This window comes from Paraburkholderia suaedae, from assembly GCF_040812055.1.
Taxonomy (GTDB): domain Bacteria; phylum Pseudomonadota; class Gammaproteobacteria; order Burkholderiales; family Burkholderiaceae; genus Paraburkholderia.
This window is the reverse complement of record NZ_JBFOAH010000011.1, coordinates 198,491-213,773: the sequence shown is the minus strand read 5'-3', so window position 1 is coordinate 213,773 and position 15,283 is coordinate 198,491. Positions and strand designations below refer to the sequence as shown.

Sequence of the window (15,283 nt, the reverse complement as noted above, 5' to 3'; positions counted from 1 at the left end):
GCGTGGATAGCTGGGTGAAGTGAGCGCGGTAGCGGGATCGAGCGGGACTCGCCGGATGGATGAAGCTTAAGCGGCGAGTTTGACGCGGTTTTACGAGCAGTCGTTTCAAGGAGAGCGCCGCTACAAAAGCGGCGTTTTTTTTATTGCAGCACCACTGTTCGATCGCCGTTGATAAACACGCGCCGTTCGACAAACGCCTTGACCGCTCTTGCGAGCGCCAGGCACTCGACATCGCGTCCGGTCGCGAGCAGCCGCTCCGGGCTGTACGAATGATCCACCCGTTCGACGCTCTGTTCGATGATCGGCCCTTCGTCGAGATCGTCGGTGACGAAGTGGGCCGTTGCGCCGATCAGTTTGACACCGCGCGCATGCGCCTGGTGATAAGGCTTAGCGCCCTTGAAGCCGGGCAGGAACGAATGGTGGATGTTGATCGCGCGTGCCGCGAGCGCGCGGCTCGTCTCGCCCGACAGAATCTGCATGTAGCGCGCGAGAATCATCAACTCGGCGCCCGACGTCTCGAACAGGTCGAGCAAGCGCGCTTCCTGTTGCGGCTTCGTGTCCGGCGTGATCGGCAGATGATGAAACGGCAAGCCGTGCTGTTGCGCGAGCGGTTCGAGATCGCGATGATTCGAGCCAATGCCGACGATGTCCATCTTCAGTTCGCCCATGCGCCAGCGGAACAGCAGATCGGCCAGACAGTGCTCGAGCTTCGAAACCATGATCAGCACCTTCGGCCGCGTGCTGACATCGTGCAGCGCCCAGGTCATTCGGAAGCGCTCGGCGATCGGCGTAAATTCGCGCTCTAGCGCGGCGACGTGCAGCGTTTCGCCGCTATCGGCGCCATGAAAGACGCAGCGCACGAAGAAGCGTTCGCTAAGCTCGTCGTCGAACACTGTGAGTTCGTCGATATAGCAATGATGCCGGTCGAGAAAGCCGACGACGGCGGCAACCTGGCCCGCCGCGCTCGGACACGCGACAGTGAGAACCAGTTGAGCAGGACGGGAATCGGCGGACATGCGCTCTCCAGGTGGACGAAAAGGCGACGCCGCGACGCGCGGCGTCCATTGTCGAAGTAGAGCAAAGAGACAAGCCTCGCGGATAGAAGTTAAGCGCCGTTGCGCTGGAATGGGAGCGTCAGCGCCCTGGCCGGCCGCGATTCATGCAGCGGCCGCGAGCCGCTGCATGAGTGTGTCGATCGCCGCGCGCACTTTCTCCGGCGGGTGACTGGTTGGCGGAAACACGGTCTGAATGCTCGCGGACTCGGTCGCCCATTGCCGCAGCAGACAGATCGGCCGACTGCCGCAAGATCGCCGCCGCACGAAAGATCGGTCAACTGGCTTGCTGTTAATCGACTTAACGATGGTGAAAGACCGTCAGGTATTCAAGAACACGCTGATGGCATGAAAATTGGACAGGTGAGCTTCTCCTGGTTGTGAAAGAATCGACCGGTGCGATACTTTGAACGGATGGCCCCAGCAATCGCGGCTTAGCGATGTCACCACGGAGTACAACCATGCCGGAGACACGGATTCCCCTAACACGCTCGTGCCGTCGCATCGCTCTGACTGCCGCGCTAATAGTCGCCGCGAGCACAGTGCACGCAGCCGCGCCGCTAGCCTATGTGACGAGTGAGAAGGCCGGCGTCGGCGTGATCGATCTCGATCGGATGATGCTCGCAAAAACGTTTCCGGTTGGCGCGGACGGTCCGCGCGGCCTGAGCCTGAACGGGGACGGCACGCGTCTTCTGGTTGCCAACAAGAATTCGGGCGATCTCGCGGTGATCGACACGGCATCGGGCAAGATCGTCAAGCGGGTGAAGATCGGCAAGAATCCCGAGTATGTGCGGGTGCGAAACGGTTACGCCTATGTGACTTACGAGCCCAGCGGAGATGGCGGGCCGCCCGCAGCCAAAGCGGACGAAAAGCCTGGCGGAAAGCCAGACGGAAAGCCCGGCATGGACGACGACGATGCCAACAAGCCACCCGCGGAAATCGCCATTGTCGATCTGAAAACGTGGCGCGTGATTCGCTCGGTGACGAGCGGTCACGAAACCGAGGGCATCGAATTTTCGCGCGACGGCCAGAGCATGCTGGTCGCCAACGAAGGCGACGATACGGTGTCCGTCTACCATACGCGCACCGGTGCTCCGATCAGGACGATCAAGCTTGCAGCGGGCGGCCGCCCGCGTGGCATTCGTCTGTCGCCGGACGGCAAGCAGTATGTGGTCACGCTGGAGTCGCTCAGCAAGTTCGTCGTGATCGACGCGAACACTTTTCAGGTGCTCAAGACCGTCGATACCAAACTGGGACCGTACGGCGTCGCATTCGGCCCGGACGGTCAGCGGCTTTTCGTCGCCGCGGCGCGCGACCGGACGCTCCAGGTGTTCGACGGCCACACTTACGAGCAAGTCGCCGACGTGCCCGTCGGCCAGCGTTGCTGGCACTTCAGCTTCACGCCGGATGGCACGAAGCTGATGGTGGCATGCGGGCGTTCCGATTCGGTCTATGTACTCGACGCGAAAACCTATCAGCCAATCGGGCAGATCGGCGAATTGCCGCTTGCATGGGGCATCGTCACTTATCCGCGCAGCGACGGCTCGATCGAATCGCATTGATCGGTGCTGTGTTGCGCCGCGGCACTATTTCTGCGTGTGGTGCAAGCTACCGACACGCCGGTCCTCGCCGCGGCACCAACGAGCGGCTCGTTGACGGGGTTCGCGCTGCCAAAGGTAGGGTTCCCAAGGTGGTCGTCGACGGCCCGCCGTAAGATGGTCTCACCAGTCATGATTTGGCAGCGTTGCCGCCGGTGGCATCCGGCTCTCGCGCGCCCGCCGCAAGCTTGCGCGAGTTCGCGTCGTTACGGAACAGGATGGGCTGTTCGCGCGCCGCGATTGCCGACGCCGACGCCGCGCGTTGCACGACCTTCACCACGGTCTCGTGAAACGGTGATTTGTCGCAGACCGGGTCGGCGTTGGCCGCATCGCCCGTGAGCAGGTAGGCCTGGCAGCGGCAGCCGCCCAGGTCTCGTTCCTTTTCCTCGCAACTGCGGCACGGTTCCTTCAGCCAGTGCAGACCGCGAAAGCGGTTGAACGCATCGCTGTCGTACCAGATCTCGCGCAACGGCGTGTCTTTCACATTCGGCAGCGTCAGTCCCGGCAGCCCGCGCGCGGCGTGGCAGGGCAGTGCGACGCCGTCGGGCGCGACGCCGAGAAACACCGCGCCCCAGCCGTTCATGCACCGCTTCGGCCGGCGTTCGAAATAGTCCGGCACCACGAAGAAAATTTTGCAGCGCTCGCCGTGCGTGCGGCGATACCGTGCGACCACCGCTTCCGCTGCTTCGAGTTGCTCGCGGGCCGGCATCAACTGCGCCTCGTTGGCATGCGCCCAGCCGTAGTACTGGGTATTCGCAAGCTCCAGGTATTCGGCGCCCATCGCCAGCGCCATGTCGATGATCTTGTCGACGTGCGGCAGGTTGTAGCGATGCAGCACGCAGTTGAGCACCATCGGAAAGCCGCGCCGTTTGATCGAAGCGGCGACGCGCTGTTTCAGCTCGAAGGTGCGCGTGCTGCTCAGGAAATCGTTCAACTGCTGCGTCGAATCCTGAAACGACAACTGGATATGGTCCAGACCGGCAGCCTTCAGATCGTCGAGCCGCTGGTCGGTCAGGCCGACGCCCGAGGTGATCAGATTCGTATAGAAGCCGAGCTTGTGCGCCTCTTCGACCAGCACTTCGACGTCGTCGCGCACAAGCGGCTCTCCGCCCGAGAAGCCGAGTTGCACGGCGCCCAGCGCACGCGCTGCGCGTAGCACGTCGATCCACTGCGCGGTGCTGAGTTCGCGGCTGTGATCCGTATAGTCGAGCGGGTTGTAGCAAAAGGCGCAGTGCAGCGGACAGCGATATGTCAGCTCCGCGAGCAGCCAGAGCGGCGGCGGCACGCCGGCGGTGTCGTCGCTCCGCGTGCCGGCAGCGGGTTGCGAGACGGGTTGCGCAAGCTCGTTCATCGCGCTACTCCAGCCAGCCGCGCCCGTGCGCGTCGGCAATGAAAGCCCGTATTTCCGTGCCGAGCCCGGTGGTGTTGAACGCCTGCTCCAGTTCGGCGATCAGCGTGTCTATGTCGCGCGTGCCGTCGCAGCGTTTGAGAATTTCACCCGCGCTTTGATTGAGCTTCACCATCCCCTCGGGGTAAAGCAGCACGTGCGCGTTTTGCGCGGGTTCCCACTGCAGACGAAAGGGCCTCGCGATCGTCAATGGAATGGCGGCTGGCCTGGCGCCGCCGGTGCCTGTCATGTCGTTCATTGCGGGAAGGCCTTTTCGATTGCGTCCAGCATGGTCCACAAAATATCCAGCTTGAACTGCAAGATCTCGAGCGCCCGTTCCTGCTGCTCGCGTCGCGTGAAATGCGCGAGCGTGACTTCGAGTCCGTGCTGTACGTCGCGTTGCGCGAGCGCAATGCGCGAGCGGAAATAGGCGAGACCCGCGGGTTCGATCCACGGATAATGTTGCGGCCAGTTCGCGAGCCGGTCGCGATGAACCTGAGGCGCAAACATCTCGGTGAGCGACGAGCAGACCGATTCCTGCCACGGCGCGCGGCGCGCAAAATTCACATAGGCGTCGACGGCGAAACGTACGCCCGGCGTCACGTGTTCGAGCGACCACAGCGCGTCGCGCGACATGCCGACCGCGTCCGCAAGACGCGCCCATGTTTCGATGCCGCCTTCCGCATCCCCGTAGCCGTCATGGTCGAGAATGCGCAGCACCCAGCGGCGACGCGTCTCACGGTCCGGACAGTTCGACAGGATCGCCGCATCTTTCAGCGGAATGTTGATCTGATAGTAGAAGCGGTTCGCGACCCAGCCGCGAATCTGCTCGCGCGAGCAGCCGCCGCTATTCATCTTCACGTTGAACGGGTGATGAATGTGATAAGCGGTGCCTTTCGCGCGCAGCTGGGCTTCGAATTCGTCGCGGCTCCAGGCGGGATCATCCGCGGCTGAAGTGCGCCTGGCATTCGCGCCGCGCATCGGGGCCGTCTCATGGCTCTCGTGACTCTCGTTCGCGTTCATGCCCGCTCCGTTTTTTTCCGATCACAGGGGAAACTCATTAGTGTTCCTGAATATTGTGCATTTCAAAGTTCTATGACCATGCCGTCGTACGCGACCTCGATGCCGTGTTCACTAAGCACGCGCCGCTCGGGACCGTCCTCGACCAAAATCGGGTTGGTGTTGTTGATATGAATGAGCACCTTGCGGATAGCGCCTGCCTGGCGGGTTGGATCCGCGTCGAGCGAATCTAGTGTTTCGATCATGCCGCCGGGACCGGACTGCGGCAGATGCCCCATGTCGGCGGCCGTCTTCTTCGACAGCCCCTGGCGGATCATTTCATCGCCGGTCCACAGCGTGCCGTCCACCAGCACAACGTCGGCCTCGCGCATGGCTGCCAGAACATGGGGTTCGATAGCGCCGAGCCCCGGTGCATAAAACACGCGCTTGCCCGATTGCAGGTTCGTGAAGACGAGCCCGATGTTGTCGCCCCGCTCGGGCGCATGGCGGTGCGGCGAGTAGGGCGGCGCCTTGCTCGACAGCGGCAAGGCGTCGATCCGCACGCCGCTGAGCGCATCGACGCTGAGCGGCGCACCGTCGAGCGCAATGCGGCGATGTTCGACGCCGCAGTAGTGCGCAAGGATCGGCGCGACCGGAAAGCCCGAGCACAGGTCTTGCCATACCGCATCGGTGGCGTAGAGCGGCAGCGGTGCGTCGCGCTCGCGTAGCATCAAGAGGCCGGTGACGTGGTCAATCTGCGCGTCGATCACGAGCACGGCGGCAATGCCGCTATCGCGTACACGGCGCCCCGGTTGAAGCTCGGGGCTCGCGGCGATCTGCGCGAGCAGATCGGGCGACGCATTGACGAGCAGCCAGTCCTCGCCGTTTGCGCTCACCGCGATCGACGACTGCCTGCGCCGGGTAGCCTTCAAAGTGCCGCGGCGCACGCCGTCGCAATTGCGGCAGTTGCAGTTCCACTGCGGAAAGCCGCCGCCCGCCGATGAACCGAGCACCTTGATCTTCATGCCGTGCGGCGCATGCTGCGCCCCTCCTGATTGGCTGGGATGAACATCGCGGCCAGCGCGTGCGCGACCCGTTGATGAAGCGCGGGGTCGCTCGCCAGATGACCCGCGCGCACTAGCTCGACGTGCGCGGCGGGAACCGCGCGGGCCAGGCGCCGGAGATTGCGCGGTGGACAAACCGGGTCGCGCGAGCCGTGCACCGCCGCAAGCGGGACGCCGGCCGCTGCCGCGCGGCGCGCAAGCGCGAGCAAACGGGTTGCGCCGAGCCAGCAGCGATGCGCGAGGTAGTGAGCCTGAATACGGTATTTGCCGACCAGCTTGCGGGCGAGCCGTTGCGGATTTCTTGCGCGGGGCTGCGCCGCGCGGCGTGTAGCGCCGCTCGCGAGCACCGCGTTTTCGTAGCCGCGCCATGCCAGTGCGAGCGCGCGTTGCCGCGCTTCATTGGCGCCGTATTGCAGGCTCGCGGCGCAGCGGGCCGCCAAGCCGGCGGGCCGCTCGCTCTGCGCCGCGGCGCGCAGCCGGGCCCATGCGCGCGGCGCGCGTTTGCGCGACGTGACGAACAGACCGCGCACCTCCCGCGCCGATGTGAGGAACAGACCGCGCATCACGACGCCCATGACCGCTTGCGGGCACTGTCCCGCATACGCGAGCGCCAGCGCCGCGCCCCAGGATCCACCGAACACGCCCCAGCGGTCGAAGCCGAGTCGCGCGCGGATCGCTTCGAGATCGGCGATCAGAAAATCGGCGCGGTTGTGGCGCACGCTGCCGTACGGCGTCGATGCGCCGGTGCCGCGCTGATCGATCAGCACGACCCGGAAGCGGCTCAGATCGAAAAGCCGCAGCGCGTCCGGCTGACTGCCGCTGCCGGGGCCGCCGTGCAGGACGGCCACCGGCACACCGTCCGCAGCGCCCGCCACCCAGAACCGCACGCGATGACCGTCGCGCGTGCGCAATGTGCGAGCGTCGAGTGGCGGCAATGCGTGCCGCGAACCTTGCGCGGTGCGGCGCATCGTCATGGCAGCATTCTCGCGAGCAGGTTGTCCCGATCGATCAATTGATGCTTGAGCGCGCCGGCCACGTGCAGCACGATCAGCGCGATCAGCACGAATGCCACGGCCTTGTGAATGCCGAAGAAAAGCGCGCGCAAATGCGCGTCGTCCCAGCCCCACTTCGGTAGCGGGATGCCCCAGAAGCGCGTACCAAAGCGATTGAACGACGAACCGAGATAACCGGCCAGCGGCATCGCGACCATGCCGACGTATAAAAGGCCCTGAGTCGTGCGCGCGGCGATGCGCTGCCAAGGTGGCATCGGCGGCAAGGGCGGCCGGTGAAAGGCCGCCCGCGCGACGATGCGCACCAGCACCAGCACGAAGACCGTTAGCCCCAGCGACTTGTGCAGGTTGATCAACGTCGCTTTGACAGGCAAGCCTTTCGGCAATCCGACCATATACAAGCCGAGCGCCAGCAGCCCGATGATGCCGAGCGCGATCAGCCAATGCAGCGCGATCAGCAACCCGGCATAGCGTGGCGCGCCGGTGTCGAGAGCCGGCTTCGGGTTCGCAGAATGCGCTGTCGTCATGGCTGCCTCCTTCTTTTACCTGGCGTCTCGGTGTCGAATGTCACGCACCGCGCGGCGTTACGGGCCTCTAAGCTTCCCTCCAGGAGACGGCGAACACAGGGCCATCTCGGCCGCGAGAGTGCGTGCGAGCACAGATCAGAATACGTCGAAACCGGGACCGCCGCCGGTGAATGTCGCTGACGCAAGCGCGCAGCAACGTGCAGTGCCTCATCGCGGAGGCAAAATCCGGGCCTGGTTCGCTCGCGATGCCCCAGCTTCGCGCCATCGGCCCCGAGGCGTGAGCTCGACCGCGGGGCCGCCGCCGACCACACTTGGCCCCCAAGCGTCCTGCGTCGTAGCGCGACTCGTCGAGTCGGGGTTCGATGTGGGCGAAAGACGCGGCGAGGCGCACGCACCCGACGCGGCTGGCGGGCACGGTCGGCCCGTCGGTAGTGCGGTGTGCGGCACGGCCCCGGAGGACACGCGCGGGGGTGCCGATGAGAGCGAGTATCCTGACAGCCCCGAAAGGCCGGTTGATCAGCGGATGAGCTGCATCGTTGTTTGCAAAAGGGGCCGCGTGTGCGACCCCTTTGCGGGCCTAACGCGTAGCGACGTACATCACGATTTCGAAACCCAGACGCACATCGGTGTAGCTCGGAGTGGTCCACTGCATACGTGCTTCCTCCATCGGTTGGTCCAGCCTTGCCGTCGGCCCGGCCCCATGCCGGACTTCATGGGCATAGGCACGGCGCAAGCTTTATGCCCGAACGTGCGTCATGCCGAAAGGATGCGCCAAAGTACGTAGGGCGGGTTATACAGTGCGTGCCGGATCTCGCCGGTCCAACCGCCAGCAGCGCTGCCAGATCGCTCTCGCACCATTTGCTATTGGGCGCTTGGCTGTGCGGCGAGAACCCAGCAAAGCATTCCGTCGCACGGGCATAGGATGACAGTGCCATGTCGCACATGCTCTGTTGCTCGACAGACATTGTGCGCCGATTTTTCACACCGGTGGGAAAACTGCTCTGCGATAGCCGTGTGAGGTTGTATGCGTTAAGTGCGCAAAATAAAGCGCGAATTCGCATTGGCGCACCGTCACGTCGCCTTCAAGCAAGTAGCAGAGCTCAGGGCCATTCGCCTTGTGCCGCGGTTTTGCGCCATTGGTTATTCATGATTTGCTTCTTTTGCTTGCTCGCGACCGGCAAGCGACGTGAGGATTTTGTATGCTGCGGTGACTCTGTCGTCATTGGGATAGTTCCGGTTAGCGAGGATGACGATACCGAGCCGCGCTTCGGGCACGAACGCGATGTACGCGCCGAAGCCGTCCGTCGAGCCCGTCTTGTTGATCCAGACGTCTTTCCGTGGTCTCAGCGGCGGCTTTATTGGCGTGACCGGCGTCGGATGGTAGATCATCGCGTATGAATTGCCTTCGAGCAGGGTCTTCAATGCGACCGGATACGGATATTGCTCCCAGATCAGATCTTGCGTCATGGGGGCTGCCTTGAAGTAGCCGGTGTGGGTATCCGTGAGCGCACGCTGTAGCGTCCCATCCAGTTTGAGCAAATTCATGTTTGCTTGCATGAAGCGGATCATGTCGGCGGTGCTCGACTTGATGCCATAAGCCTCCGAGGACAGCATTGCAGCCGACATCCGCACGGGCGTGTCGTCTTTCGCGTAGCCTTGCGCATAGTCAGGCATGCTTGCGGCGGGAACCTTGATGTAAGTGCTGCTCATGCCTAGCGCGGGGAACAGACGCTGCTCCATCAGTGAGTCAAAATCCTGACCCATGCTTTTTGCCGTGATCAGGCCGAGTGTTCCGATCCCCACGTTGCTGTACGTTCGGTGAGTTCCCGGTGCATACGCGGGCTGCCACGCCTTCAGGTACTGCATCAGTTGATCGTTGCTCTGGATCGCGTCCGGCACCTGCAACGGAAGCCCGCCCGGCGTGTGCGTGCCCAGGTTGACGAGCTTTACACCGCCGAATGGGCTGCCTTGCAGGGACGGCAAGTACTTCGCCGTTGTGTCGGATAACGAAAGTTTGCCGGTGAGCTGCGCCCAGGATGCGAGCGTCGACGTAAACGTCTTGCTTACCGATCCGAGTTCGAACAAGGTGTCGCGCGTGACAGGCCGGCGCGTTTGCGTCGATGCGACGCCGTAATTGAACACATAGGATTTGTCCCCGACAGTGATGCCGACGGACATGCCCGGAATGCGGTATTTCTCGATCACCGGTCGTACCGCCGCGTCCACCACGCCGCGGAGGCTGGCTTGAGGGTCATCCGCCGCTTTGGCGAGCGCTGCGGTCGCGAATAGGCCGAAGGAGAGTGCCGCCACGAGGCGCATAGCGCTGAATTGCATCGTTTGCATTTTTCTAGAATGTTTCCTATTGGGTACTGTCGAAAAGTGAAGCGATTTGGATGGCTATCGGTCGGCGCCATCAACGAGAGCCGTGCCGCGGGATGTGCTTCCACACACGCGCTTTGTCGTTCATTAACATAATACGGACTACTACGTTAATGGTCGCCGCGCCGGCGATTCCGGGATACGTGACGATTGCTGATGAACTCACAGCCCGCACGCCCTCTAAACACGCAGTCGAAGTCTGCATCGGAGGCACGACCATATCACGAGTTATGGACCGCTTTCAATGGTTCGCGCCGTCGTCACTCGTTTTGCGCAGCGCGGTTGTCTTTGTGACCGGACGCGAGTTTTGGCTTGGCGCCCCCGACGTAAAGAACGCTCTTAATTCATGTTCCGGGGCGCGGCGCTTCGTCTGGAAACTGTTTCCGTCCGTAAAATGAGCGGGCTGGATACCGCCGATGGAAACGATCATCGCTGGTTGAGGACGGAACGCCCGCCAGTATGATCGTCATGAACCCTGCCGGCCAGCTTTGCACACCGGTCACGCAGGCTACCGGGAAAAGCAGCAGAAAGTGCATGGACTTGCTGTATGCTTCGACGGTATAGGTGCAGACTCAATAGGTATTGGACGAAGCAAACCTGAGTCTCGTATGCTGCGTCGGGTTTCAGACAAATACAATTGAAAGCGGGACGATACCATGCTCACGGAGACACTTAAGAACAAGCTTTTCGACGCCTTGCCCCTGATGGATTCCGCGCCTCTTCCGCTCCATCAACGAGGTATTGATCGCGGGCCCAGCACCCCGTCCGGTCCGCTGTACGAGGGTCCCTGATTTGTTCGTCAAAAAAGTCTCAAATGTCGCCCGGTGTCGAACCGGTGGAGATCGCAGCGCCGCGCCTTAACCGTTGGACTGCCAAAAGGGGGCGGAGTTTTCGGGTGTTCAAGAGAGCTTTACAGCGTCCGAGTCAGCGGGCTTTACAACTGTAGCAAAGCACATAAGACCATTGCCGACTTGTCGGGAGTGCGGCTCATTATTTCGACCATGCGCCCACCAATGGAAAAGCAACTGTAGTCTGTTTGGCGAATTGACTCTACGCCGCGCCTTCTATTCCGATTTTCGACGCCTCCCTTACACACACCAGCTGGAAACAAAAGCACTGTATGTCAAAGTCGACCCTCACCATTCGAATCAGAATTCTTGCGATATCGGGTGCATGCGTCTTTCTCTCGGCGATCTGCTTTCTGTGCGGTATTGCTGTGCTATCGAAATCGAACGCCGGCATCCCTGTGTCGCTGCGAACACTCTTGCAAGTTCAGCTTGCGAGTTCCGCATTAGTGATCGCGGTGGCGGCTTATGGCATGATGAGTTTGCTTGGCATCGTTTGCGGCGGCATGGTGCGGATGACGCGGAAGTTCGAAGAGCTCGCGGATTCGCTAGACTTGTCCAAGCGCTCGGCAAGCCCGCGCATGGACGAGTTTGGCGACGCTGCTGTAGCGTTCGACAAGCTAATCAGCCGCATAGAAGAAACTGTCGTATCAGTGCATCAATCCACCGACTTCGTCGCCACCGCCACGAGCCAGATCGCCGCTGGGAACCACGATCTCTCATCGCGCACCCAACAGCAGGCAGCCTCGCTGGAAGAAACGGCGGCAAGCATGCTCGAACTGACGCAGACGGTAAGACAAAACACGATGAACGCCCGCGAGGCCAGTAGCCTCGCCATGAGCGCTTCCGGCATGGCCGATTCCGGCGACGAAGCGGTCGACGCCATGGTGACGACCATCGAGCAGATCAGCCGAAGTTCAGTGAAGATCGCTGAGATCAATGGTCTGATCGAGGGGATTGCATTTCAGACCAATATCCTGGCGTTGAATGCCGCTGTCGAAGCGGCCCGCGCGGGCGAAGACGGTCGCGGCTTCGCCGTCGTCGCGGGCGAAGTGCGAAGCCTTGCTCAGCGGTCGTCGGCGGCGGCCAAGGAAATCAAGACGCTGATCGACGCGTCGGTTGCGACGGTTGACCAGAGTCTCACGCAGGCGGTCGGCGTGAGCGACACGGTAGCCCAGGTGAGGACAGTAATCAGGCAGGTGTCGGACCTGGTGGGCGAGATTGCGGCCGCCTCCGAGGAGCAGAGCCGAGGAATCGACGAAATCGGGCGAGCCGTTGCGCAGATGGATGGCGTCACACAACAGAACGCGGCCCTTGTGGAACAGGGAGCTGCGGCCACGGAGTCGTTGCAGGACCAGGCGGCCCGGTTACGTCAGATCGTCGCGTTGTTCACCTTGGCGAATTGATCCGCGCCGCAGGTTAGCGAGACGGCGGGGCGGTCCCGCCTTCGCTGGCCGATGGCAGCATGAAACCAGGATTGCCTCCGAACCCCTCGGACCGAAGTGGCCCGAGCTTGCCCGCTGCGTATCTAAATCGCGCGGCGTGCGTCGCCAGGAAGTCGAAGCCTCACTGCACGGTAGCGCAGCAGTCGCTTCGCGCACGGACATCGTGAACGCTTAAGTCCACGTGCAACACAGTCAAAGTCAGCCGCGTGCATGTCATTCTCCCGAGAGACATTCCTCATATCGTTAGGCATCCTAAGTATCGTTCAAGACAGTGTATACCCTGCATGTCGAAAACAGGAAGCGTCCTGACGCAGCGGATAATTTTCTGGTTCGCCAAGCTTCTACCATTCGGCCACAGCTACTGGATTTCCTCGCAAACGTACGCAGCAAGAGGTCGTCACTTTCTGCCGCAACGGGAGCACGCATTTCCAGGCGCAACAATTTGCCGCGACTACTTTTTATCGATGCTCGAAGCCGTTTGTCATGCCCGCCCGCATGTCGAAAAAACGAAGCGATTTGTCGTGGCGAGAAATTTTCGCTGATTTTTAGGCATCTAGGATGAGTCGGGGCCAGGCTTCGCTCGGTCATAGCGAAATGGATAGAAACAACAGGCAAGGAGGAGATCGACATGGCAAAGAGTGTAGCAATAGGCGAGCTGGCATGGCCGGAATACGCGCGGCGCGTCAAAGAGGAAGGGCAGCCCATTCTGATTCCGATTGGGGCGCTGGAGCAGCACGGACCTCATATGTCGATGAACCCGGACGTTCTGTTACCCAGCGCCGTTTCGGTTTCAGTAGCACAGGCAATTGGTGCGCTGGTGGCGCCTCCCATTGCGTACGGCTACAAGTCGCAGCAAAAGAGCGGCGGTGGGAATCATCTGTGCGGCACCACCAGTCTGGACGGTCATACGCTGTCGCTGACGGTCAAGGACGTGCTGAGAGAGTTCGCTCGTCACGGCGCGCGGAAGATCTGCCTTGTCAACGGACATTATGAAAATTCGATGTTCGCCGTTGAAGGCGTCGATCTGGCGATTCGCGAACTGCGCTGGGAGGGTATTCACGACTTTCAGGTTGTGATGCTTTCGTATTGGGACTTCGTTACGGAAGAAACGATCGCGCGAATCTATCCGGACGGTTTTCCGGGCTGGGCCGTGGAGCACGGCGGCATATTGGAGACGTCGCTGATGCTGCATCTGCATCCACATCTGGTCGACATGTCCTGTGTGCCCAAGCATGCGGCCGCGAGCTTCGAGCCTTATGACGTCTTTCCGCCGATTGCGGAGTGGACGCCGGCTTCCGGCTGCCTGTCATCGGCTGCGGCCGCGTCCGCGGAGAAGGGCGCGTTGCTGTTCGAGGTCTGTGTTGAAGGGATCTCGCGCGCACTTTGCGCCGCTTACGATGCGCGCGCCAACGCGCGGCGCACTTGAAATTCGACGAGGGAAAGTCATGCAAACCTACGATAGCTATGATGGGCGCGCCGAAGTTGCAGCCGACAAAGCGTGGAGCATCGAACAACATGCGATCGACCCGATCCCTTTGAACGACCGGCACGGCACACCGGCCGAGTTGTTCAAAATGTGGATCGGTGCGAACACCAACTACGTGGTGGTCGTGACGGGCGCATTGGCGCTGTCCCAGGGTCTGTCGCTGTGGCAGGCGCTCGGGGCGATTTTGGTCGGCAATCTGTTCGGCTGTCTCGTGCTGGGTCTGACCACGATCATGGGGCCACGTACGGGCACCTCCGGCATCATGACGTCGCGCAGTTCTTTCGGGCAGTTGGGTTCGTTCCTGCCGAAGGCTGTCAGCCTGGTGTCGGCGCTCAGCTGGTTTTCGATCAACTCGGTGGTCGCAACGCAGGCGCTCGAGACCTTGCTGAAAATGGGCGGATTGCACAGTCATGCGGTGGTCTGGATTTCGCTCGCAATCATTCTGGCCGCAGAGATCTTACTGGCCATCTTCGGTCACGCGACTATCATCGCTGCCGAGAAATGGATTGCGGTCGTACTCGCCGTGCTGTTTGGCGGACTGGCGGCATTCGTGTTGCCGCACACGAGCTTCGCCATGGTGTCAGCCATCAACCACGGCGGCGGTTCCATCAGTACGTGGCTGATCGCAATGGGGATTATCTTTTCCTATCCGATCGGTTGGGCAAACTTCGCGTCCGACTACAGTCGCTATTTCCCTGCGGAAACCAGCTGGAAAAAGATCGCGCTCGCCGCTGGCGGCGGGCAGTTCGTCGCGCTGATGTTCTGTGAAGTGATCGGCGTGCTGTTTGCCACCGCGCTGGGCGGCACACTCGGCGATGACCCCGTCGGCCAGCTTGGCAGATTTCTGCCGACGTGGTTCATCGTGCCGCTGCTGTTTTCGATTATTCTCGGCGGCATAGCGGCGAATGTGCCCAACGGCTATACGGCCGGATTGGGTTTGCTTGCGCTGCGCATTCCGATTAACCGGATTACGTCGCTGACCATCATTGCCCTGTTCACGCTCTGTTTTCGTGTGGTGACGGTGTTCTACGGACAGTTCTTCGACATGTATCAAGTGTTCCTGAACTACATGGTCTTCTGGACAGCGCCGTGGGCCGCCATCGTGATAGTCGATTACTTCATGCGGCGTGGCCGATATCAGGCGGATGCCTGGATGAAGTGGGGCAGCGGCGCGTACTGGTACGACGGTGGAATCTTCTGGCCGGGTGTCATTGCGCTGCTGACCGGAATCGTAGCGTCGCTCTTGTTCTCCAATTCGCCGACCTTCGTCAGCCCGTTGATGCGCGATTACCTCGGGTGGGGCGATCTTAGCTTTGAGTTCGGCCTGGTTGCTGCAGGCGTGACCTACTTCACGATGGCGCGGCGCAGCCAACACTTCCGCGCCACGGCGGATGCGGTTGCCCAGGCGGCGAGCTGAACTGGAGCAGGACCGAATCGTCCGGTTTCCCGCGCTTCTCAACGCCACTCGAATGCCGTTGAGAAGCGCGGGTT

13 protein-coding genes are annotated in these 15,283 nt (G+C 61.7%); 4 read left to right on the top strand and 9 right to left on the bottom strand.

From position 1 onward, the window contains the following. Positions 1–140: 140 nt before the first annotated feature. Positions 141–1,016, bottom strand: coding sequence for a formyltetrahydrofolate deformylase (gene purU, locus ABQJ48_RS17550; protein ID WP_367839257.1), 876 nt, complete (start codon positions 1,014–1,016; stop codon positions 141–143). 497 nt (positions 1,017–1,513) lie between these two features. On the opposite strand from purU, the gene ABQJ48_RS17545 reads away from it, so the two are divergent. Beyond that, a complete protein-coding gene (locus tag ABQJ48_RS17545; protein WP_367839256.1) occupies positions 1,514–2,614 on the top strand; it encodes a YVTN family beta-propeller repeat protein in 1,101 nt (366 codons plus the stop codon). 166 nt (positions 2,615–2,780) lie between these two features. Here ABQJ48_RS17545 and pqqE read toward each other — a convergent pair whose 3' ends face one another. The 8 genes from pqqE to ampC form a co-directional block, all read right to left on the bottom strand. After that, positions 2,781–4,001 carry a pyrroloquinoline quinone biosynthesis protein PqqE gene (pqqE, locus tag ABQJ48_RS17540; RefSeq protein WP_367839255.1) on the bottom strand — a complete coding sequence of 407 codons (1,221 nt, stop codon included), beginning with the start codon at positions 3,999–4,001 and terminating at the stop codon, positions 2,781–2,783. A gap of 4 nt (positions 4,002–4,005) precedes the next feature. Further along, a complete protein-coding gene (gene pqqD / locus ABQJ48_RS17535; RefSeq protein ID WP_367839254.1) occupies positions 4,006–4,296 on the bottom strand; it encodes a pyrroloquinoline quinone biosynthesis peptide chaperone PqqD in 291 nt (96 codons plus the stop codon). Continuing rightward, on the bottom strand, positions 4,293–5,060 hold the full coding sequence (pqqC, locus tag ABQJ48_RS17530) for a pyrroloquinoline-quinone synthase PqqC (protein ID WP_367839253.1): 768 nt from the start codon (positions 5,058–5,060) through the stop codon (positions 4,293–4,295). The genes pqqD and pqqC overlap by 4 nt, the downstream gene beginning before the upstream one ends. 62 nt (positions 5,061–5,122) lie before the next feature. Beyond that, complete coding sequence (pqqB, locus tag ABQJ48_RS17525) at positions 5,123–6,061, bottom strand: pyrroloquinoline quinone biosynthesis protein PqqB (protein WP_367839252.1); 939 nt, start codon at positions 6,059–6,061, stop codon at positions 5,123–5,125. Further along, entirely contained in the window at positions 6,058–7,074 is a 1,017-nt protein-coding gene (locus tag ABQJ48_RS17520) for an alpha/beta fold hydrolase (RefSeq protein WP_367839251.1), read from the bottom strand. The genes pqqB and ABQJ48_RS17520 overlap by 4 nt, the downstream gene beginning before the upstream one ends. After that, positions 7,071–7,637, bottom strand: coding sequence for a cytochrome b (locus ABQJ48_RS17515; protein ID WP_367839250.1), 567 nt, complete (start codon positions 7,635–7,637; stop codon positions 7,071–7,073). The genes ABQJ48_RS17520 and ABQJ48_RS17515 overlap by 4 nt, the downstream gene beginning before the upstream one ends. Before the next feature lie 577 nt (positions 7,638–8,214). Continuing rightward, entirely contained in the window at positions 8,215–8,289 is a 75-nt protein-coding gene (pqqA, locus tag ABQJ48_RS17510) for a pyrroloquinoline quinone precursor peptide PqqA (RefSeq protein ID WP_113062024.1), read from the bottom strand. A 488-nt stretch (positions 8,290–8,777) separates the two neighbouring features. Further along, the gene (ampC, locus tag ABQJ48_RS17505) at positions 8,778–9,980 is read right to left on the bottom strand and encodes a class C beta-lactamase (RefSeq protein ID WP_473094147.1); all 1,203 of its coding nucleotides are present in this window, start codon (positions 9,978–9,980) and stop codon (positions 8,778–8,780) included. A gap of 1,354 nt (positions 9,981–11,334) precedes the next feature. On the opposite strand from ampC, the gene ABQJ48_RS17500 reads away from it, so the two are divergent. The 3 genes from ABQJ48_RS17500 (at position 11,335) to ABQJ48_RS17490 (ending at position 15,209) form a co-directional block, all read left to right on the top strand. After that, positions 11,335–12,267 (top strand): methyl-accepting chemotaxis protein, encoded by a 933-nt coding sequence (locus ABQJ48_RS17500; RefSeq protein ID WP_367839249.1) that lies wholly within the window; start codon positions 11,335–11,337, stop codon positions 12,265–12,267. A gap of 667 nt (positions 12,268–12,934) precedes the next feature. Then, entirely contained in the window at positions 12,935–13,732 is a 798-nt protein-coding gene (locus tag ABQJ48_RS17495; protein ID WP_367839248.1) for a creatininase, read from the top strand. 19 nt (positions 13,733–13,751) lie between these two features. Next, positions 13,752–15,209: a purine-cytosine permease family protein gene (locus ABQJ48_RS17490; protein WP_367839247.1), complete on the top strand. Its 1,458-nt coding sequence runs from the start codon at positions 13,752–13,754 to the stop codon at positions 15,207–15,209. Positions 15,210–15,283: the final 74 nt, after the last annotated feature.

Bases quoted from the DNA above. Each gene is read 5' to 3' on its own strand.
- pqqC (WP_367839253.1), bottom strand. From the start codon at position 5,060: ATGAACGCGAACGAGAGTCACGAGAGCCATGAGACGGCCCCGATGCGC.
- ABQJ48_RS17515 (WP_367839250.1), bottom strand. From the start codon at position 7,637: ATGACGACAGCGCATTCTGCGAACCCGAAGCCGGCTCTCGACACCGGC.
- purU (WP_367839257.1), bottom strand. From the start codon at position 1,016: ATGTCCGCCGATTCCCGTCCTGCTCAACTGGTTCTCACTGTCGCGTGT.
- ABQJ48_RS17495 (WP_367839248.1), top strand. From the start codon at position 12,935: ATGGCAAAGAGTGTAGCAATAGGCGAGCTGGCATGGCCGGAATACGCG.
- pqqB (WP_367839252.1), bottom strand. From the start codon at position 6,061: ATGAAGATCAAGGTGCTCGGTTCATCGGCGGGCGGCGGCTTTCCGCAG.
- ABQJ48_RS17545 (WP_367839256.1), top strand. From the start codon at position 1,514: ATGCCGGAGACACGGATTCCCCTAACACGCTCGTGCCGTCGCATCGCT.
- ampC (WP_473094147.1), bottom strand. From the start codon at position 9,980: ATGCAAACGATGCAATTCAGCGCTATGCGCCTCGTGGCGGCACTCTCC.
- pqqD (WP_367839254.1), bottom strand. From the start codon at position 4,296: ATGAACGACATGACAGGCACCGGCGGCGCCAGGCCAGCCGCCATTCCA.
- ABQJ48_RS17490 (WP_367839247.1), top strand. From the start codon at position 13,752: ATGCAAACCTACGATAGCTATGATGGGCGCGCCGAAGTTGCAGCCGAC.
- ABQJ48_RS17520 (WP_367839251.1), bottom strand. From the start codon at position 7,074: ATGACGATGCGCCGCACCGCGCAAGGTTCGCGGCACGCATTGCCGCCA.
- pqqE (WP_367839255.1), bottom strand. From the start codon at position 4,001: ATGAACGAGCTTGCGCAACCCGTCTCGCAACCCGCTGCCGGCACGCGG.
- ABQJ48_RS17500 (WP_367839249.1), top strand. From the start codon at position 11,335: ATGATGAGTTTGCTTGGCATCGTTTGCGGCGGCATGGTGCGGATGACG.